This window comes from Franconibacter pulveris, assembly GCF_056780215.1.
The window spans coordinates 4,284,134-4,304,130 of record NZ_CM165555.1; the positions used below are offsets into that span (position 1 = coordinate 4,284,134).

Sequence of the window (19,997 nt, forward strand, 5' to 3'; positions counted from 1 at the left end):
TTTCCCGGTTTTTTTGTTTCTTACGGCTGGGCGACAAACCCGATGGCTTCATAAACCGCTTTCAGCGTTTCAGACGCGCGGGCGCGGGCTTTTTCCGCGCCTTCTTTCATCACGCTCTGCAGGAAGGCTTCATCGTTACGGTAGCGGTGGTAGCGCTCCTGAAGCTCAGTCAGCATGCCGGAGACGGCATCCGCCACTTCGCCCTTCAGGTGACCGTACATTTTGCCTTCGAAGTGCTGCTCCAGCTCGGCGATGCTCTGGCCGTTTACAGCGCTAAGGATATCCAGCAGGTTAGACACGCCCGCTTTGTTAGCCACGTCATAACGCACAACCGGCGGCTCGTCGGAGTCCGTTACCGCGCGTTTGATCTTCTTCACGACCGATTTCGGATCCTCCAGCAGGCCGATGACGTTGTTACGGTTATCGTCTGACTTGGACATCTTCTTCGTCGGCTCCAGCAGCGACATGACGCGCGCGCCCGATTTCGGAATAAACGGCTCCGGCACCTTAAAGATATCGCCATAGATAGCGTTGAAGCGCTGCGCCACATCACGGCTCAGCTCCAGGTGCTGTTTCTGATCTTCGCCTACCGGCACGAGGTTCGTTTGATACAGCAGGATGTCTGCCGCCATCAGCACCGGGTAGTCGAACAGACCGGCGTTGATGTTTTCCGCATAGCGGGCGGATTTATCTTTAAACTGCGTCATACGGCTCAGCTCGCCGAAATAGGTGTAGCAGTTCAGCGCCCAGCCGAGCTGCGCGTGCTCCGGTACGTGGGACTGAACGAAGATGGTGCTCTTTTTCGGATCGATGCCGCAGGCGAGGTAGAGCGCCAGCGTATCGAGGGTGGCTTTGCGCAGCGCCGCCGGGTCCTGACGCACAGTGATGGCGTGCTGGTCAACGATACAGTAGATGCAATGGTAGTCGTCCTGCATGTTAACCCACTGACGCAGCGCACCCATGTAGTTACCAATGGTCAATTCACCTGATGGCTGTGCGCCGCTAAAAACGATGGGCTTACTCATTTTTCAATTCCTGATTGTCACTGTGGGGTAGCCCGAGAGCGGGCAAAAGATCACGGAAGTGGTCGAAGATAATATCGGGTTTGCTTAACGCTATCGCTTCGCCATAGTTATAGCCATAAGTCAGGCCTACCGAGCAGCAGCCCGCAGCCTGAGCGGCCAGAATATCATTACGCGAATCGCCGACAAACAGCAATTCCGGCGCGGCAAGCCCAAGCTTTTCCAGCACCATCAGCAATGGCTCAGGATGCGGCTTTTTGTTCGTCACGTCATCGCCGCCAATAATCACGGTGAAGAACTTAGCAATGCCCAGCGCTTCCAGCAGCGGCGCCACGAAAGGGGTCGGCTTGTTGGTCACCAGCGCCATCGGCATGCCGTTGTTATGCAAGGCATGCAGCGTCTGCTCGACATCCGGGAAAAGAAAACTGCTTTCTTCGACCACGTCGCCGTAGTAACGATCGAAGAGTTTTCGCAGCATGCGAGCCTGTTCTTCTTCAGGAATATCCATCGCATCCAGCGCAGGTTTCCCGGCAGCAATGCGCTGCGCCGCTTTTTCTTCACGCGCCCATTTCAGCGCGCGCTGCACCAGCACATCCGCGCCGTTGCCAATCCAGGTGATGACCCGCGCCTCGCCGGCCTGCGGCAGCTCCAGCGCATAAAGCGCGCTGTCTACGGCATACGCCAGCCCCGGCGCGCTGTCCACCAGCGTGCCGTCAAGGTCAAACGCCACGCCGCGAATGGTCTGTAATTTATCCATGGCTTACCTTCGCCAGTTCGCTGCGCATGTCCTCAATCACTTTTTTGTAATCGGGCTGATTGAAGATAGCGGAGCCTGCGACAAACATATCAGCGCCCGCGGCGGCAATTTCGCCAATATTGTCCGCTTTCACGCCGCCATCCACTTCCAGACGGATATCGCGCCCGCAAGCGTCGATGCGCTTACGCACTTCTTTAAGCTTATCCAGCGTGTGCGGAATAAACGACTGACCGCCAAAACCCGGGTTCACCGACATCAGCAGAATAACGTCCAGCTTGTCCATAACGTGATCGAGCCAGTTGAGCGATGTGGCGGGGTTCAGCACCAGGCCTGCTTTGCAGCCATGCTCTTTGATAAGCTGCAGCGACCGGTCAACGTGTTCGGAGGCTTCCGGATGGAAGGTAATGTAGGTTGCGCCCGCTTCGGCGAAGTCCGGGATAATTCTGTCGACGGGTTTGACCATCAGATGCACGTCGATAGGCGCGGTAATGCCGTAATCGCGCAGCGCCTTCAGCACCATCGGCCCCATGGTGAGGTTAGGCACATAGTGGTTATCCATAACGTCAAAATGGACGACATCGCCGCCAGCGGCCAGGGCGCGGGCGGTATCTTCGCCCAGGCGAGCGAAGTCTGCCGACAGGATTGAGGGGGCAATCAAATACTGTTTCATCCGCTTCTCCATTAAAAGTGTTTTACGGCGGGCGAAACGGCTCAGGCTTTATAGAGCGCCAGCAGTTCGTCCACCTTCTTACGCGTGCCGCCGTTGCTGCTAATGCTGCGTCTTACCCGCACCTTATGGAGCTTCGCCTGCTGATACCACTGACGCGTCAGCGCCGTATCGTGGTTGGAGATAAGCACCGAAATGCGGTTGCTGTGCAGCTGCTCGGCAAGCTGGGCCAGATGCTGCTGCTGCTCCAGGTTAAAGCTATTGGTGTGGTAAGCGGTAAAGTTCGCCGTCGCGGAAAGCGGCGCGTAAGGCGGATCGCAATAAACCACCGATCCCGCGCCCGCCCGCGCCATGCTCGCATCATACGATTCGCAAATAAACAGCGCATTCTGCGCCCGTTCGGCAAACCGGTACAGCTCCTCTTCCGGGAAGTAGGGCTTTTTATAGCGGCCAAACGGCACATTAAATTCGCCGCGCATATTGTACCGACACAGCCCATTGTAGCCGTGGCGGTTGAGGTACAAAAAGAGCAGCGAGCGACGAAAAGGATCGGCGCTCTGGTTAAACTCTTCACGCAACTGATAGTACACTTCAGACTGGTTATTGGACGACGTAAACAACAAACGCGCCTCGTTAACGTAGTCGTCCGGGCGGTCTTTCACCGTATTGTAGAGGCTTATCAGGTCGCTGTTGATATCCGCGAGGATATAGCTTGAATAGTCTGTGTTGAGAAATACCGAGCCTGCGCCGACAAAAGGCTCGATAAGACACTCCCCTTCCGGGAGATGACGTTTGATTTCGTCGAGCAGGGGGTATTTCCCCCCTGCCCATTTCAGAAAAGCGCGATGTTTTTTCATGCTGCTTGTGACTTTACCTTTCCCCGCTGTGGAGAAAGGCTCCGACAGCATACTGCGCTTTTACTCATTACTTCAGATCGGACTGAACCTGGTGAATCGGCTTCGCCCACGGGTTCTTCGCCTGGACATCGGCAGGCAGCGTGGCAACCGCGCGCTTCGCTTCATCTTTAGAAGCGTAAACGCCGCTTACCAGCACATACCACGGCTGACCATTACGGGTCGTCTGATAAACCACGTAGTTTTTCAGGTTCTCTTTTTTCGCCCACGCGTTGAGGTTGTTGTAGTTCGAAGAACTGCTCAACTGCAGCGTGTAGTGGCTGGACGGCGCTGACTTCAGCGAGCCGACGTTGCCCGTCGCGGCGGCAGGCGCGCTGGAAGATTGCGCAGGCGCGGCCGCTTTTGGCGCGCTGGTCGTCGCCGTGGCTGCCGGAGCGGAAGCCTTCGGCGCGGCGGTAGTCGCGGCAGGCGCCTTCACCGGTTCGGAGGCCGTACCGCTGGCAGGCGCGGAAACCGGTTCGCTGCGCTTCGCCGTCGTGGCAGGTTTCTGCTCGTTCGTCGGCGCTTTCGCGGTCGTTTGCGGTTTGCTCTGGGTCGGCTGCGCATTACGCGGTTCCGGCTCAATCACTACCTGCTTGCGCTCATGGCGCTGCGGCGCGGCAGCCTGGCGTGTAGCAGGCTCCTGCGGCGTGGCCTGACGGGAAGCGGCATTGTTGTTGCCTACCGCGGCAACCGTTGCAGGTTCGGTCGGCAGCGTAGAAGAGCCGGTTGCGGCGTTATCAATTTGTCCCTGCTGCTGGGTCAGCGCGTTATTCAGGTCGCCCTGCACTTCAACGCGCTGTTGACCGGCAGGCTGCGGCTGAGCCTGACCCTGAGTCGGCGTGGAAGAAATAGGCGGCAAAGAGACATCCTGCGGGTTGTTGCCGGGCGCCGCGTTTACCGCAGAGGTTTCGCCTGGCTGCGGCTGCGTGCCGTTAGCCTGATTGGCTGGCGTGTCGCCGTTATTGGCGCCGCCTGCGAGATCGATATTTTTTTCCGCTGACTGATTTTGCGCGCTGGAATCTGTCGACGGCCCCTGCAATGCGGAACCAATGCCGATAATCAGCACCAGCAGCACCAAAATGCCGAGCGCCATCATCAGGTGCTGACGAGAAACCGGCCCTTTCGCCGGCGCTTTTTTACGCTTGCGCGGACGACGCTCAACCACTTCTTCGTCTGCCGCTGCCTCCGCTTCGTACTCTTCCTCTTCGCGTACGCGGTCTTCATCACGAGCGCGACGGGCGCGCGAAGGGCGCGGATCTTCAGCGTCCAGCTCAACGTCATCAATGTTCAGCTGCGGCTCGTTATCATAGTCGGCAGATTTACGAGAACGACCAGGACGACGATCGCTGGGATCGGGTTTCAGCTCGTCTTCTGGTTTGAATTCATCCATTTAACACCCCACACTAAGGCTTATTGCGGCCCGCGGCTACGCACATCGCCCGAAAAAAAACGCCGCCAAAAACTGGCGACAGGCCGTTCTAATCGTTACGCCTGCTGACAGTCAGCAATAGCGCCAATAACTACCTCGTGCGGCACTCCGCCGCGCACTTCGCTTTTCCCTATAGCCAGCGGCAGCACTAAACGCAGCTCTCCCGCCAGCACTTTTTTATCACGCATCATGTGCGGTAAATAGGCTTCCGGAGCCATAGATTCCGGCCCCGTTACCGGCAAGCCTGCGCGTTTGAGCAGAGCGATAACGCGCTGCGTATCCGCGTCGCTAAAATTGCCCAGCCGTTGCGCCGTGCGCGCCGCCATGACCATGCCCGCCGCGACCGCTTCGCCGTGCAGCCAGTTGCCATAGCCCATTTCCGCTTCGATAGCGTGGCCGAAAGTATGGCCAAGATTGAGTAAAGCACGTAAGCCGCTTTCACGCTCATCCGCCGCCACGACTTCCGCTTTTATCTCGCAGCAACGGCGAATGCAGTAAGCCATCGCCGCGCCATCCTGCGCCAGCAACGCATCCAGGTTTTCTTCAAGCCAGTTGAAGAAATCGCCGTCAAGGATAATGCCGTACTTAATGACCTCAGCAAGGCCGGAAGAGAGTTCACGCGCAGGAAGGGTTTTCAGACAATCGAGATCGATAACCACCGAAGCAGGCTGGTAGAAAGCGCCGATCATGTTTTTGCCAAGCGGATGATTTACAGCCGTCTTGCCGCCAACGGAGGAATCCACCTGCGAGAGGAGCGTGGTCGGCACCTGAATGAAGCGCACGCCTCGCTGGTAGCAAGCTGCAGCAAAACCGGTCAGGTCGCCCACTACGCCGCCGCCCAAAGCGATAAGTGTAGTATCGCGGCCATGCGGTTTTTCCAGCAGCGCGGTAAAGACAGTATCAAGCACCGCCAGGCTTTTGTATTGCTCGCCGTCGGGCAGGATAACCTGGTCGACTTTCACTCCCGCCTGTTCCAGCACCTGGCGAACGTTGGTGAGGTAAAGCGGCGCCAGCGTTTCGTTGGTTACCAGCATGACCTGGTCACCCGCGCGCAAGGGCCAAAAGGAAGCCGGATCGTTGAACAATCCGGCCGCGATGGTGATAGGGTAACTACGTTCCCCGAGAGTGACTGTCAACCTCTCCATGACGCTCAGTAACCTTATGTGCTAGTACCCGCAGACGAGTATTGGGTTAACTGGAATCAGTTATTTTCCAGCATATGGATAATCTGGTTAGCCACCACTTTCGCGCTTTGATCGTCGGTGCGAATGGTCACGTCGGCAATTTCTTCATAAAGCGGATTGCGTTCGTTAGCTAACGCTTCGAGCACTTCGCGCGGCGGCGTCTCTACCTGAAGCAAGGGGCGTTTTTTATCACGCTGGGTACGGGCGAGCTGCTTTTCGATGGTCGTTTCCAGATAAACCACGACGCCACGGGCGGAAAGACGGTTACGGGTTTCGCGGGATTTGACAGAACCACCGCCCGTCGCGAGCACAATACCCTGTTTTTCCGTCAGCTCGTTGATAACCTTTTCCTCACGATCGCGGAAACCTTCTTCGCCTTCGACATCGAAGACCCAGCCCACGTCAGCGCCCGTCCGTTTCTCAATCTCTTGATCAGAATCGTAGAATTCCATATTGAGCTGCTGAGCTAACTGACGCCCAATGGTGCTTTTGCCAGCGCCCATAGGCCCAACCAGAAAGATATTGCGTTTTTCTGCCATTTTTTCGGTACTACTAAGACAATTCGTTGATGATAAACCCGGTGCGCCACAACCCTGCGTCACGGGAAATGAACTGAAACCTCTTATGCGATAGTGCGAGAGTCAGATCAAAAATTATCTCAACACTCCAGGTAGTTTGGCAACCGAATAAATTACCGTACCGGGTGCGAGGGAGTGAAAAAACATCACGGGAAGCACCGTTTCTTACCGACTCTCAAATCGGTACTCCTTGTATGCTAATTCCACCCCTTCGTCAAACATCCGGAGGACTTAAAACGTAAAAATCATAGCTCACGCTAATACATCAACGACTCTTAACAATCCTCGGCGTAATAAAAACCACCAGCTCCCGCCGCTCGTTTCCCTTGCCGTCATGGCTAAATACCCTTCCCAATAATGGAATTTGCCCAAGCCACGGCACGCTGTCTTTGCCGGATTTATTTTTTTGCTGAAAGATGCCGCCCAGCGCCAGGGTTTCGCCATCTTTCACTTCTACCTGCGTTTCGATCTCTTGTTTATCAATGGCTAACGTTTCTCCATCCGCCTGCTGCAACACTTGCCCCGGCATATTCTGGCTGATGCGCAGCTTCAGGCGAATGGTGCCTTTGTTGCCGATAGTGGGCGTCACTTCCATACCCAGCACCGCCTCTTTAAACTCGACCGAGGTTTTGCCGCTTTCGCCGCTGGAGACCTGATACGGGATCTCGCTGCCCTGTTTGATGCTGGCGGGCTGTTGATGAGCCGCCAGCAGTCGCGGGCTGGCGATAATTTCTACCTGGTTTTTCTGCTCAAGCGCCGAGAGCTCAACGTCCAGCATTCGTCCATCGATGCGCCCGACGTTAAAACCCACATGCGTGGTCGCGTTCGCCACGCTAAGATCGGCAGAAAGGCTTGTGGGGTGCCAGCGTTTGATATCCCCTTCCGGCTCCGCCAGCCCCCATTTCACGCCCAGCTCGCGCAGGCTTTGTTCATTCATGGTGACAATATGGGCGGCCAGTTCCACTTGCCCTACCGGGATATCCATCCGCGCTATCCAGTCGCGCACCCGCTTCATCGCGGCGGCGTTATCGCTCACCAGCAGCCGGTTAGTGCGTTTATCTACCGTCACGCTTCCTTGCGGGCTTAAGAGCTTATCGCCCAGCGCGCCGATGCCGGCGGCCAGCTCTGTCGCGTCTGCATGCCCCAGCGTAAAAGTCTCGTTCCCGACAGGCTGACTACGCTGTCGCTGCTGGCGCGCCGCTAAAAGCCGCGCCTGCTGCTGCGCTTCCCAATCCTGCGGATAGACGCGCAAGATAGCGCCCTCTTTTTGCCAGTGCAGCCTGGCGCTGTCGATGACCGCCTGAAAAGCCTGCCGCCATGGCACATCAATAAGGTGCAAAGAGAGCGTGCCCTCAACGCCTGGCGCCACGACGAGATTCAGCTTTTCGCTCTCCGCCAGCGCCTGCAGCACTTGCGCCACCGGCGCTTCGTCCACCACCACGGAAAGCGGCGGGCTGACCGTTGCGCCCGGGCTCTGAGTTGCCGCCGCGCTCAATGCTAATAAAAGAAGAAGTTTCCTTACCATGGGATTGCTCCTTAAGCTTCCAGTGTTGCGGCGCTTCCTCGCAGACGCCATCCGCCACAAGCGTGATTTGCGCGGCAGTGATAGCGCTAACGCGCCAGCCTTCGTACAGCCTGTTTCCCACCTTGACCCGAAGCGACTTTCCCTCCGGCGTCCTGACAATTCCGCGTACCGCCTCTTCACGGCCAACCATGCCGAGATAACGCCAGCGCTCCGTGTTTTCTGTATCGCAATCTCCGGCGGGAGGTTCAAAAGGATTGCGACTGGCGATAGCGGGCTGCATTAACGCCGCGATAAGCAGCCATTCACTGCGCATGTTTCATCTCCAGCTGTAGCGAAAGGCGCAACGATTTCTCATGAGGCGCTAACGTAAACGCCATCGCCTCAATGTCGTAGCGCGCCAGTCGGGCAAAAAAAGCGGGCACCTGCGGCCACGCAAGATCAATTACCAGTTCGCCGCGCAGGCCATCCGGCGACCAGCGCGCCAGGCGTCCGCCATGCGCCTGCACCAGCTCCAGCGCAGAGAAGGGTTCCGGTTTGAGCTTCGCCTCCAGCGCCGCAATCTGGCGATTGCGCTGCGCTTCATCCTGTTGGCCCGCAAGCCGCTGACGCTGCTGCTCCACCGTCTGCACGAGTTTCTGATAGCGAAGCGCCTGCGCCGCGTTTTCCTGCCGGGCCGGGGCCAGCGCAAGCCAGCCAACGACAAACCATGCCGTCATCCACGCCAACCAGCACAGCAGGCGCACGCTAATGGGAGCCGCGAGCCAGCGTTCAAGGTGCGGCGTCATGCTTCACCTCCGGATAAAGCGCAATGGAGAAACGCCATTCGCGATGACGCTCTTTCGCCGTCTCCCCCATCTCGCTGGCCGGAAAACCGGGCAACTGGCGCAGGCTTTGCTGTAGCGCCGCTATCGCTTCGGGATCGCGCGATTTGCCCTGCAACAGCAATGACTTTTCGGTGAGGCTCAGGCTTGTGAACCACAGAACCGACGGCGTGAACTCCGCGAGCGCAAGCAAACGAGGTTCCCACGCCGCAAGGCTCGTTTGCCGGGCGACGCGCCGCTCAAGCTGTTGCCGTAACGTCTCTATGCGCTGCTTAAGCGCCGCGATGTTCGCAAGCCGGCTTGCCTGGGCGCGCTGCTGAAGCTGCGCGGCCTCTGTGCGGGCTGTCCACTGCGCCTGCGCCTGTATGAGAAGCCAGAACCAGAGCAGCGTTGCGGCTCCCACCGCCATTGCGCCGCCGACAAACAGCCCGCCCCAGAGCCGCATGCGTCGTTTGCGTCGCCGGGCGCGCCAGGCAAGCAGGTTGATAAGCGCGCTCATCGCACGACCTCGCCCATCGCAAGGCCAAGCGCCACCGCGTAACATTCAGGCGCTTTTAATAACGGCGGCTGCTGAAAAGTGATAAAAACAAGCGGATCCAGACGCAGGCAACCTTCCGCTTCTGTTGGCAACGGACCGCATACCGCTAAGCGTTGGGCGCTTATTTCCAGTTGTTTGGCCAGGGGCAGCAGACCGCCCCGCTCGATTACCCCCCAGCGCGAGCGGGAAGCCCATAGCCACTGCCCTGCGGCTTCGCAAGCGATAAGCGCTACATTATCGGGCGCGTAAGGCCAGAAGGCCGTTAATGCGCAGGCGTCCGGCGTCAGCGCTTCGGGCTGGAGCCCTGCCGCGCGGAGGTTGGCTAACAGCGCTTCGGCTTCCCGCTTCTGCGCAGCCGTTACCTGAAACCGGGCAGGCTCTTCAGCAAGCGCGTAGTCAAGCCAGAGCGTGTCTGCCGGGAGATGAAGATCGCGAGCGGTCGCGCTCGCCAGCCATGTTTCGCATTCCGATTCGCACAGCGTGGCGGCCGGACGCGGAATGTCACGTTGCACGGTGCGCTGAGCCGGGAAAGCGATGCGCAGGCTATGTCCGCGCGGCAACTGCGCGCGCCACTGACGCAACGCCGACACCAGCGCGCTATCGCCTGTTATTACCCCTTCGCGCCAGAGAGATTCACGGGCAGGAATGTGCCACCAGCGGCACAGCGCCCATCCGCCGCGCCTGCGGCTCAGCGCCACAGCCTTTACGCTATCTTCTTGAATATGCATGCCAATTTGCCATCTGCCGTTTGTCATGATTGCCGATCTCCTTATCGTGCCGGGTGAAAATGACATATCAATGCTTCAGGCTTGCCTTTATACTACCGCGCGATTGTTTATAAACTGCCCAAACGAAACCAAATGAGAAATTCCCGGTGAAGTTCGTAAAGTATTTATTCATCCTTGCAGTCTTTTGCATTCTGCTGGGAGCCGGCTCGATCTATGGCCTTTACAAGTACATAGAGCCACAGTTACCCGATGTCGCCACGTTGAAAGACGTGCGGCTTCAGATCCCCATGCAGGTTTACAGCGCCGACGGCGAACTTATCGCCCAGTACGGTGAAAAGCGCCGTATTCCGCTAACGCTTAATCAGATCCCGCCTGTGATGGTGAAAGCGTTTATCGCTACCGAAGACAGCCGCTTTTACGAACACCACGGGGTCGACCCGGTAGGGATATTTCGTGCGGCAAGCGTGGCGCTCTTTTCCGGCCACGCTTCGCAAGGGGCGAGCACCATCACGCAGCAGCTGGCGCGTAACTTCTTCTTAAGCCCGGAACGCACGCTGGTGCGTAAAATCAAGGAAGTGTTCCTGGCGATACGCATTGAGCAACTCATGAGCAAGGATGAAATCCTTGAGCTCTACCTGAATAAGATTTACCTCGGCTACCGCGCCTATGGCGTCGGGGCGGCGGCGCAGGTCTATTTCGGCAAGACTATCGACCAGCTGAGCTTAAGCGAAATGGCCGTCATCGCCGGCCTGCCAAAGGCGCCCTCCACCTTTAACCCGCTCTATTCGCTTGACCGCGCGACGGCGCGGCGCAACGTGGTGCTTTCGCGCATGTTGAGCGAGGGCTATATCACCCAGACGCAGTACGATAGCGCCCGCGATGAAGCTATCGACGCGGCTTATCACGCTCCGGAAATCGCCTTCTCCGCGCCTTATCTTTCTGAAATGGTGCGCCAGGAGATGGTGAATCGCTACGGCGAAAACGCCTACACCGACGGCTACAAGGTCTACACCACGATTACCCGTCGGCTTCAACAGGCGGCGCAGCAGGCGGTGCGCGACAACGTGATGGATTACGACATGCGCCACGGCTACCGCGGCCCGGCAAACGTGTTGTGGAAAGTGGGCGAAGCGGCGTGGGATCAACAACGTATCGTGGATTCGCTGAAAAACCTGCCGACTTACGGGCCGTTACTGCCCGCGGTGGTTACGCAGGCGTCGCCTGCGGAGGCGACGACGCTGCTGGCGGATGGTTCGTCCATTACGCTCTCTATGGACGGCATGCGCTGGGCGCGCCCTTACCGCTCCGACACCGCGCAGGGCCCAACGCCGCGTAAAGTGACCGATGTGGTGCAGACCGGCCAGCAAATTTGGGTGCGTAAAGTCGGCGACAGCTGGTGGCTTGGCCAGGTGCCGGACGTGAACTCGGCGCTGGTCTCCATCAACCCGAAAGATGGCGCCGTCATGGCGCTGGTGGGCGGCTTCGACTTTAACCAGAGCAAGTTTAACCGCGCCACGCAAGCGCTGCGTCAGGTAGGCTCCAACATCAAGCCTTTCCTCTATACTGCGGCGATGGATAAAGGGCTAACGCTTGCCAGCATCCTCAACGATGTGCCGATTTCGCGCTGGGATGCGGGCGCAGGCTCCGACTGGCGACCGAAAAACTCGCCCGCGCAATATGATGGCCCGATTCGTCTTCGCCAGGGATTGGGACAGTCCAAAAACGTGGTGATGGTGCGCGCCATGCGCGCCATGGGGGTGGATTACGCGGCGGAGTACCTGCAGCGCTTCGGCTTCCCGGCGCAGAATATTGTCCATACCGAATCGCTGGCGCTCGGCTCCGCCTCCTTTACGCCGATGCAGGTGGCGCGCGGCTATGCGGTAATGACGAACGGCGGCTACCTGATTGACCCCTACTTCATTACTAAAATCCTCAATGAACAGGGCGATACGCTCTTCCAGGCAATGCCGAAAGTGGCCTGCGCGGATTGCGATATTCCGGTGATTTACGGCGATACGCCGAAATCAAATGTGCTTGAAAATAAAGACGTAGAAGAGGTGGCGACGTCGCAGGAGCAGCAGAACGCCACCGTGCCGATGCCGCAGCTTGAACAGGCCAACAAAGCGCTGGTCGCGCAGAGTCCTGCGCCGCAGTACGCGCCGCATGTCATCAATACGCCGCTGTCGTTTTTGATTAAGAGCGCGCTGAATACCAATATCTTTGGCGAACCGGGCTGGCAGGGTACGGGCTGGCGCGCGGGCCGGGACTTGCAGCGTCGTGATATCGGCGGTAAAACCGGCACCACCAACAGCTCCAAAGACGCCTGGTTCTCCGGCTATGGCCCGGGCGTAGTGACCTCGGTCTGGATTGGCTTTGACGATCATCGTCGCGATCTTGGACGCACCAGCGCTTCCGGCGCGATTGCGGAACAGATTTCCGGCTACGAAGGCGGCGCCAAGAGCGCGCAGCCCGCCTGGGACGCTTATATGAAAGCCGCGCTCGAGGGCGTGCCGGAGGAGCCGCTGACGCCGCCGCCGGGCATCGTGACGGTGAATATCGACCGCAGCACCGGGCAGTTAGCGAACGGCGGCAACAGCCGCGAAGAGTACTTTATTGAAGGTACGCAGCCCACGCAGCACGCTGTGCATGAGGTGGGCACCACGCTCATCGATAATGGCGAAACGCACGAATTGTTCTGATGGCGGAAACAAAAACGCCCCTGCAAAGGGGCGTTTTTTTATGGTGCGACGGGGTTAAAAGCGGCCCTGGGACTGGAGCCATTCGCGCGCCAGGAACAGCGCGCTAACGTTACGCGCCTCGCTAAAATCCGGGTCTTCCAGCAGCGTCATCATTTCCGCAAGCGGCCAGCGCACCTGCACCAATGGCTCCGGCTCATCGCCCTGCAGCGATTCGGGATAGAGGTTTTCCGCTATCACGATGTTCATTTTGCTGGAGAAATAAGACGGCGCCATGGTGAGCTTTTTCAAAAAGGTGAACTCATGCGCGCCAAAGCCCACCTCTTCTTTCAATTCGCGGTTAGCGGCTTCAAACACCGTTTCGCCCGGGTCAATCAACCCCTTGGGAAAGCCCAGCTCATAAGACTCTGTGCCCACCGCGTATTCGCGGATCAGCACCAGTTCATTATCAATAATGGGCACAATCATTACCGCCTCACGGGTGGAGGGGCGCATACGCTCATAGACCCGGCGCTCGCCATTGCTGAATTCCAGATCCACGGTTTCCACATTAAACAGACGGGAACGGGCTACAGATTCAACACGGAGAATGGTGGGTTTTTGTAATGGTTTACTCATCGCATGGATCACAGAGGTAAGAAATAGTCTTCATTGTGCGACATGCCGCACGGTTTGAGCAATGTGAATTGGCTGTTATTTACATTTTTGTAACCTTGTTACGAGATATTTCGCAATTGCGAACAATTGTCAAGAGGCTGAAATTGAAATAAGAATTTGCTGATATTTAGGCCGATCCGCCTTTGCTACCATTTCACAGCCGCTGGTATGCCTCAGTAATTTCACTCAAGTTGCACCTCATACCTGCCGATAAAGCTCTTTTGCACACTTGCTTTTTGCTGGTGACGTTTGTCGATATCTGTACCAGGAACCGTAGTTTGATGGGGAAAGCATGAGCACCTTATTGATTTTCGTAGCTGCTATGCTGGCCTGTATGGTGATTGCAGGGTGGTGGTTGAAGCGTAAAAAACATCACCGCGGCGGCAGGTTGTCCGCTCAAACTTTTACTGGCGCTACCACCCGTAAACTGTCTGCGGACGAGCGCAGCGCAGTAGAAAGCTATCTTGAGACGTTGGCTCGCTATCAGGACGCCCCTGGCCCGACGGGCGCCAGCAAAGCGCCCATTAGCCTGACGCTTACTTCGCAAAGCAATACGGTCTATGCGTTAACGCGCTCCATTACGCGTTACGGTTTGAGCACTGACGACCCCAATAAATGGCGTTACTACCTGGACTCGGTGGAAGTGCACCTGCCGCCTTTCTGGGAACAGCACATCACCGATGACAACAGCGTCGAGCTTATCCTTACCGCAACGCTGCCGCTGGTTATCTCGCTAAATGGCTATAGCCTGGAGAATTCGGCGCCCGAAACGCGTGGCTATGCGCTGGAGCACAACCCCTCTCGCCAGGCCTCGATTCGCGGCGAAGAGAGCGAGCAGATAGAGCTGCTTAATATTCGCCAGGAGACTCACGAGGAGCACTCCCTGGGGCGGCCGGACGGCCTGCGCGAAGCGCTGCTCATCTGCGGCGCGTTTATGCTTTTCTTCCTCTGTCTGGTGACGCCAGAAATGTTTCTGCCGTGGCTGCTGGGCGGCGGCATTATGCTGCTGGCGGCAGGGCTGTGGGGGCTTTTCGCGCCGCCTGCGAAAACCGCGTTGCGGGAAATTCATTGCCTGCGCGGCACGCCAAAGCGCTGGGGGCTGTTTGGCGAGTCCGACCAGGAGCAAATCAATAATATTTCGCTTGGCATTATCGACCTCGTTTATCCGCCGCACTGGCAGCCGTTTATTCACCAGGATTTAGGCCAGAAAACCGATATTGATATCTACCTTGACCGCCATGTCGTGCGGCAGGGGCGTTTTCTCTCCCTGCATGAAGAGGTGAAAAACTTCCCGCTGCAGCCCTGGCTGCGCAACGCCATTATCTCGCTGGGCGCGCTGGCGGTATTAACGCTGCTCACGCTCTGGGTGCCGCTCGATATGCCGTTCAAGCTGACCGTTTCCTGGCTTAAGGGCGCGCAAACCGTTGAAGCGACAAGCGTAGAGCAACTGGAGCAGGCGGGCCTGCGCGTTGGCGATACCCTGCGCGTCAACGGCACCGGAATGTGTAATATTCATCTGCCGGGCAGCTATTCGCCGCGGCAAAACTATCCGTTCATGCCGTTCGACTGTTCGCAAATACTCTGGAATAACGCACGGCTGCTACCGCTGCCGGAGTCTGATGTGGTCGCCAAAGCCACGGCGCTGACTGAAGCGGTGAACCGCCAGCTTCATCCGATGGCGGGCGAAAGTAAAATCAACCCGCAACTGGCCTCCGCTATTCAGAAATCGGGCATGATCCTGCTGGATGATTTCTCGGAAATCGTGCTGCTGACCGAAGCGCTCTGTACCGGCGAAGATGAGTGTGTTCGCCTTAAAAACGCGCTGGTGAACCTTGGCAATACGAAAGACTGGGAGACGCTGACCCACCGCGCCAGCGCCGGCAAGCTCGACGGTATTAACGTCCTGCTGCGCCCGGTCAGCGCGGAGTCGCTGGATAGTCTGGTCACGACCTCCACCGCGCCGTTCTTCCAGCGTGAAACCAACCGGGCGGCGCAGGCGCTGAATAGCCCGCCGCCGGGCGGCTTTATGATAGTCAGCGATGAAGGCGAAGATTTAGTCGACCAGCCCTACCCGCCGATGTCGCTCTATGACTATCCGGCGCAGGAGCAATGGAAAGAGTTCCAGCGGCTGGCGGAAATGCTGATGCAAACGCCTTTCCATGCGGAAGGCATTATCACCAGCATCCGCACCGATGCGAACGGCACGCAACACGTGGCGCTGCACAGTATTCCCGACAGCGCGGGCCTGTGGCGCTACATCGGCACCACCCTGCTGATGGTCGCCATGTTGGTTTGCGTAATTTATAACGGCTTTATGGCGCTGCGCCGCTGGCAGCGCAACCGCAGCCGACTGGCGCAAATTCAGCACTACTATGAAAGCTGTCTGAATCCGCAGTTAGTCCCCTCCCCCGAGGTCCGCTCTCTGTTCTGATGAAAAAGGGCGTCAGGAGTATGATACCCTGACGCCCTTTCCTCTTCCGGCTGGAGAAACCATGCATATAGATATCGCCTGGCAGGACGTTGATACCGTCTTGCTGGATATGGACGGCACGCTGCTCGACCTGGCGTTTGACAGCCATTTCTGGCTCCAGCTGGTGCCGGAAACCCTGAGCGCCGAACGCGGCATTACGCTCGACGAAGCCCACAGCTATATCCGCCAGGAGTATCACGCGGTGCAGCATACGCTAAACTGGTATTGTCTGGATTACTGGAGCGAACGTCTGGGGCTGGATATCTGCGCGATGACCACCGCCCAGGGGCCGAAAGCCGTGCTGCGTGAAGATACCGTGCCGTTTCTCGACGCCCTGAAGGCCCGCGGCAAGCGCCGTATTTTGCTGACCAACGCGCATCCTCATAATCTGGCGGTGAAGCTTGAGCATACCGGCCTTGCTCAGCACCTTGATTTATTACTTTCCACCCACACATTTGGTTATCCCAAAGAGGATCAGCGGTTGTGGCAGGCGGTCGCCCGCCATACCGGTCTGGAAGCGGCGAGAACGCTGTTTATTGACGACAGCGAACCGATTCTGGATGCCGCCGCGAAGTTTGGCATTCGCTACTGCCTGGGCGTGACCAATCCCGACTCGGGGATGGCGGATAAACTTTATCAGCGTCATCCGGCGCTCAATGACTACCGACGGTTGATCCCCGCACTGCAACTCAGGGAGTCGCCATGAAAGAGAAAACCGCAGAAGGGGTGCGCCTGGATAAATGGCTCTGGGCGGCTCGCTTCTACAAAACCCGCGCGCTGGCGCGCGAGATGATTGAAGGCGGTAAGGTGCACTACAACGGACAGCGCGCCAAACCCAGCAAGATAATTGAACTGAACGCGGTGCTGGTGCTGCGCCAGGGCAACGACGAACGTACCGTAGTGGTGAAAGCCATTACCGACCAGCGTCGCCCGGCAGCCGAAGCGGTACAGCTTTATGAAGAGACGGCGGAAAGCATTGAGAAGCGCGAGAAACTCGCTCTGGCGCGCAAACTCAACGCGCTCTCCATGCCGCATCCGGACCGCCGCCCGGATAAAAAAGAGCGCCGCGATCTGATGAAATTTAAATACAGCGACAATGAATAACCGTCGCGACAAGAGAGACAATTATGGCCCAACACGACCAATTACACCGCTATCTGTTTGAAAACTATGCCGTACGCGGCGAACTGGTGACAGTTTCCGACACCTGGAAGCGGATCCTTGAAAACCATGACTACCCGCAGCCGGTGAAAAACGTGCTGGGCGAGCTGCTGGTCGCCACCAGCCTGCTGACGGCTACGCTGAAATTCTCTGGCGATATCACCGTGCAGTTGCAGGGCGACGGCCCGATGAGTCTTGCGGTCATCAACGGCGATAACAATCAGCAGATGCGCGGCGTGGCTCGTGTACAGGGTGACGTTCCGGCTGATGCGGATCTGAAAACGCTGGTGGGCAACGGCTACCTGGTTATCACTATCACCCCGAGCGAAGGCGAACGTTATCAGGGCGTGGTAGGGCTGGAAGGCGATACGCTGGCGGAATGCCTGGAAGATTACTTCCTGCGCTCTGAGCAGTTGCCGACGCGCCTTTTCATCCGCACGGGTGAAGCGCAAGGACGCCCGGCGGCGGGCGGTATGCTGTTGCAGGTGCTGCCAGCGCAAAACGCCCAGGCGGACGACTTCGCGCACCTGGCGACGCTTACCGAAACCATCACCGCAGAAGAGCTGCTGACGCTGCCGGCCAACGACGTGCTGTGGCGCCTTTATCACGAAGAAGAAGTGACGCTCTACGATCCGCAAGAGGTGGAGTTTAAGTGCACTTGCTCCCGCGAGCGCTGCGCCGAAGCGCTGAAAACGCTGCCTGCGGAAGAAGTGGATACCATCATCGCTGAAGATGGTGAAGTGGATATGCACTGCGATTACTGCGGCAACCATTACGTTTTCGATGCAATGGATATCGTCGCTATTCGCAATAACGCCTCTCCGGCGGACCCGCAGGTACATTAATTCCCCTGCCTCTTCATAAAAAGCGCTTCCCGTCCGGGCGGCGCTTTTTTTATGGCCACAACGGGCCTGCGTTTTCCGTTGGCCGTTATCGGTCAGCCGGCAAAAGAGTGCGATCGTTTCCGGGTTTTGCCACCAGCTGCGCGCAACCGTTTCCTGAGAAAGCGGTTACACTCACAAACTGTTCGTTTACCGCCCACCTTTTTTAACATATTCGGAACAATCCCCGCTTTACGATATACACTCCTGCCATACTCTGTCTCGCGTCGTGACCGGTCTGACAGTATTTTCCGCTGTGGCTATCTATTGAAGAAGTAAATATATGAAGCCCATCGCGGTTAACTCTCTCTGAACACCCCTACAATTTATGGCAGTAAAAAATGGCTAAGGAGCAGTGATATGCGTGTTAAAGGTATAACTCCCCAGGATCTCGAAGCTTATGGTATTTGTAACGCCCACGACGTGGTCTACAACCCCGATTACGATACGCTGTATCAGGAAGAACTGGCGCCTGGCCTTGAAGGCTATGAGCGCGGCGTCCTGACGAATCTCGGCGCTGTTGCCGTCGACACGGGTATTTTCACGGGCCGTTCGCCAAAAGATAAATATATCGTCCGCGACGAAACTACCCGTGATACGCTCTGGTGGGCGGATAAAGGCAAAGGCAAGAACGACAATAAACCGCTCTCCCCTGAAACCTGGCAGCATCTCAAGCATCTCGTCACCCAACAACTCTCCGGCAAGCGCCTCTTTATCATCGATGCGTTCTGCGGCGCGAACGCCGATACGCGCCTGTCGGTACGCTTTATTACCGAAGTCGCCTGGCAGGCGCACTTCGTCAAGAACATGTTTATTCGACCTACCGACGAGGAGCTGGAGAACTTTACGCCGGATTTCGTGGTCATGAACGGCGCGAAGTGCACCAACCCGGACTGGCAGGCGCAGGGGTTGAACTCCGAGAATTTCATCGCCTTTAACCTGACCGAGCGCATCCAGCTGATTGGCGGCACCTGGTACGGCGGCGAAATGAAAAAAGGGATGTTCTCGGTGATGAACTACCTGCTGCCGCTGAAAGGCGTCGCCTCGATGCACTGCTCGGCAAACGTGGGCGAGAAGGGCGATGTGGCGGTGTTCTTCGGCCTTTCCGGCACCGGTAAAACGACGCTTTCCACCGACCCGAAACGCCGCCTGATTGGCGATGATGAACACGGCTGGGACGATGACGGCGTGTTTAACTTTGAAGGCGGCTGCTACGCCAAAACCATTCGCCTGTCTGAAGAGGCGGAGCCGGATATTTATCACGCTATCCGTCGCGACGCGCTGCTGGAAAACGTCACCGTGCGCGACGACGGCAGCATCGATTTCGACGATGCGTCGAAAACGGAAAATACCCGCGTCTCGTACCCTATCTATCACATCGACAATATCGTGAAGCCGGTGTCAAAAGCTGGTCACGCGACCAAAGTGATTTTCCTGACGGCCGACGCCTTCGGCGTGCTGCCGCCGGTTTCACGCCTGACCGCGAGCCAGACGCAGTATCATTTCCTTTCCGGCTTCACCGCCAAACTGGCAGGCACCGAGCGCGGCGTAACAGAACCCACGCCTACTTTTTCCGCCTGCTTCGGCGCGGCGTTTTTGTCGCTGCATCCAACGCAATATTCTGAGGTGCTGGTGAAACGCATGCAGGCGGCGGGCGCCCAGGCTTATCTGGTGAATACCGGCTGGAACGGCACCGGCAAGCGCATCTCCATTAAGGATACCCGCGCCATTATCGACGCCATTCTGAATGGTTCGCTCGATGATGCGGAAACCTTTACTCTGCCGCTGTTTAATCTGGCGATCCCAACCAGCCTGCCTGGGGTGGATGAACGCATTCTCGACCCGCGCAGCACCTACGCTTCGCCGGAGCAGTGGCAGGAGAAAGCGCAGCAGCTGGCGAAGCTGTTTATCGCCAACTTCGAGAAGTACACCGACACGCCGGCTGGCGCCGCGCTGGTGAGCGCCGGGCCGCGGCTCTGAAGCCGCA

The 19,997-nt window shown here is 57.6% G+C and carries 18 protein-coding genes and 1 pseudogene; 6 read left to right on the plus strand and 13 right to left on the minus strand.

The annotated features are described in order from the left end of the window. Positions 1 to 20: 20 nt before the first annotated feature. The 12 genes and pseudogenes from trpS to pilM all read right to left on the minus strand — a co-directional run bounded on the left by trpS (position 21) and on the right by pilM (position 10,172). Positions 21 to 1,025: a tryptophan--tRNA ligase gene (gene trpS / locus ACU4F7_RS20315; protein ID WP_024558187.1), complete on the minus strand. Its 1,005-nt coding sequence runs from the start codon at positions 1,023 to 1,025 to the stop codon at positions 21 to 23. Continuing rightward, the gene (gene gph / locus ACU4F7_RS20320) at positions 1,018 to 1,779 is read right to left on the minus strand and encodes a phosphoglycolate phosphatase (protein ID WP_481637641.1); all 762 of its coding nucleotides are present in this window, start codon (positions 1,777 to 1,779) and stop codon (positions 1,018 to 1,020) included. Before gph ends, trpS begins: the two co-directional genes overlap by 8 nt. Further along, positions 1,772 to 2,449 (minus strand): ribulose-phosphate 3-epimerase, encoded by a 678-nt coding sequence (rpe, locus tag ACU4F7_RS20325; RefSeq protein ID WP_029590555.1) that lies wholly within the window; start codon positions 2,447 to 2,449, stop codon positions 1,772 to 1,774. Before rpe ends, gph begins: the two co-directional genes overlap by 8 nt. Positions 2,450 to 2,490: 41 nt before the next feature. Further along, entirely contained in the window at positions 2,491 to 3,303 is an 813-nt protein-coding gene (gene dam, locus ACU4F7_RS20330; RefSeq protein WP_024558190.1) for an adenine-specific DNA-methyltransferase, read from the minus strand. A 67-nt stretch (positions 3,304 to 3,370) separates the two neighbouring features. Then, positions 3,371 to 4,732, minus strand: coding sequence for a cell division protein DamX (gene damX / locus ACU4F7_RS20335; protein WP_029590556.1), 1,362 nt, complete (start codon positions 4,730 to 4,732; stop codon positions 3,371 to 3,373). Positions 4,733 to 4,827: 95 nt separating this feature from the next. Next, a complete protein-coding gene (aroB, locus tag ACU4F7_RS20340; RefSeq protein ID WP_029590557.1) occupies positions 4,828 to 5,916 on the minus strand; it encodes a 3-dehydroquinate synthase in 1,089 nt (362 codons plus the stop codon). 56 nt (positions 5,917 to 5,972) lie between these two features. Further along, positions 5,973 to 6,494, minus strand: coding sequence for a shikimate kinase AroK (gene aroK, locus ACU4F7_RS20345; protein ID WP_024552823.1), 522 nt, complete (start codon positions 6,492 to 6,494; stop codon positions 5,973 to 5,975). Between the two features lie 304 nt (positions 6,495 to 6,798). Further along, positions 6,799 to 8,058 (minus strand): DNA uptake porin HofQ, encoded by a 1,260-nt coding sequence (gene hofQ, locus ACU4F7_RS20350; protein ID WP_071809106.1) that lies wholly within the window; start codon positions 8,056 to 8,058, stop codon positions 6,799 to 6,801. Between the two features lie 40 nt (positions 8,059 to 8,098). Further along, positions 8,099 to 8,371: pseudogene (locus tag ACU4F7_RS20355) on the minus strand (HofP DNA utilization family protein); the annotation flags it as partial. Continuing rightward, complete coding sequence (locus tag ACU4F7_RS20360; RefSeq protein ID WP_481637642.1) at positions 8,361 to 8,843, minus strand: HofO family protein; 483 nt, start codon at positions 8,841 to 8,843, stop codon at positions 8,361 to 8,363. The gene ACU4F7_RS20360 and the pseudogene ACU4F7_RS20355, both read right to left, overlap by 11 nt. Beyond that, positions 8,827 to 9,378, minus strand: a complete 552-nt coding sequence (locus tag ACU4F7_RS20365; RefSeq protein WP_481637643.1) for a PilN domain-containing protein — start codon at positions 9,376 to 9,378, stop codon at positions 8,827 to 8,829. Before ACU4F7_RS20365 ends, ACU4F7_RS20360 begins: the two co-directional genes overlap by 17 nt. Next, positions 9,375 to 10,172, minus strand: a complete 798-nt coding sequence (gene pilM, locus ACU4F7_RS20370; protein ID WP_029590562.1) for a type IV pilus biogenesis protein PilM — start codon at positions 10,170 to 10,172, stop codon at positions 9,375 to 9,377. Before pilM ends, ACU4F7_RS20365 begins: the two co-directional genes overlap by 4 nt. A 119-nt stretch (positions 10,173 to 10,291) precedes the next feature. On the opposite strand from pilM, the gene mrcA reads away from it, so the two are divergent. Next, a complete protein-coding gene (mrcA, locus tag ACU4F7_RS20375) occupies positions 10,292 to 12,844 on the plus strand; it encodes a peptidoglycan glycosyltransferase/peptidoglycan DD-transpeptidase MrcA (protein ID WP_481637644.1) in 2,553 nt (850 codons plus the stop codon). A 54-nt stretch (positions 12,845 to 12,898) separates the two neighbouring features. Here the strand turns inward: mrcA and nudE are convergent, their stop codons facing one another. Beyond that, positions 12,899 to 13,459, minus strand: coding sequence for an ADP compounds hydrolase NudE (nudE, locus tag ACU4F7_RS20380; protein ID WP_481637645.1), 561 nt, complete (start codon positions 13,457 to 13,459; stop codon positions 12,899 to 12,901). A 331-nt stretch (positions 13,460 to 13,790) separates the two neighbouring features. On the opposite strand from nudE, the gene ACU4F7_RS20385 reads away from it, so the two are divergent. The 5 genes from ACU4F7_RS20385 (at position 13,791) to pckA (ending at position 19,990) form a co-directional block, all read left to right on the plus strand. Then, positions 13,791 to 15,929 carry an intracellular growth attenuator family protein gene (locus tag ACU4F7_RS20385; protein ID WP_029590565.1) on the plus strand — a complete coding sequence of 713 codons (2,139 nt, stop codon included), beginning with the start codon at positions 13,791 to 13,793 and terminating at the stop codon, positions 15,927 to 15,929. A 61-nt stretch (positions 15,930 to 15,990) separates the two neighbouring features. Next, the gene (yrfG, locus tag ACU4F7_RS20390; RefSeq protein WP_024561145.1) at positions 15,991 to 16,674 is read left to right on the plus strand and encodes a GMP/IMP nucleotidase; all 684 of its coding nucleotides are present in this window, start codon (positions 15,991 to 15,993) and stop codon (positions 16,672 to 16,674) included. Beyond that, positions 16,671 to 17,072 carry a ribosome-associated heat shock protein Hsp15 gene (gene hslR, locus ACU4F7_RS20395; protein WP_024558202.1) on the plus strand — a complete coding sequence of 134 codons (402 nt, stop codon included), beginning with the start codon at positions 16,671 to 16,673 and terminating at the stop codon, positions 17,070 to 17,072. The genes yrfG and hslR overlap by 4 nt, the downstream gene beginning before the upstream one ends. Positions 17,073 to 17,095: 23 nt before the next feature. Further along, complete coding sequence (gene hslO / locus ACU4F7_RS20400) at positions 17,096 to 17,974, plus strand: Hsp33 family molecular chaperone HslO (protein ID WP_024558203.1); 879 nt, start codon at positions 17,096 to 17,098, stop codon at positions 17,972 to 17,974. 396 nt (positions 17,975 to 18,370) lie between these two features. Beyond that, positions 18,371 to 19,990 carry a phosphoenolpyruvate carboxykinase (ATP) gene (pckA, locus tag ACU4F7_RS20405; RefSeq protein WP_481637646.1) on the plus strand — a complete coding sequence of 540 codons (1,620 nt, stop codon included), beginning with the start codon at positions 18,371 to 18,373 and terminating at the stop codon, positions 19,988 to 19,990. The last annotated feature ends 7 nt before the right edge of the window (positions 19,991 to 19,997 follow it).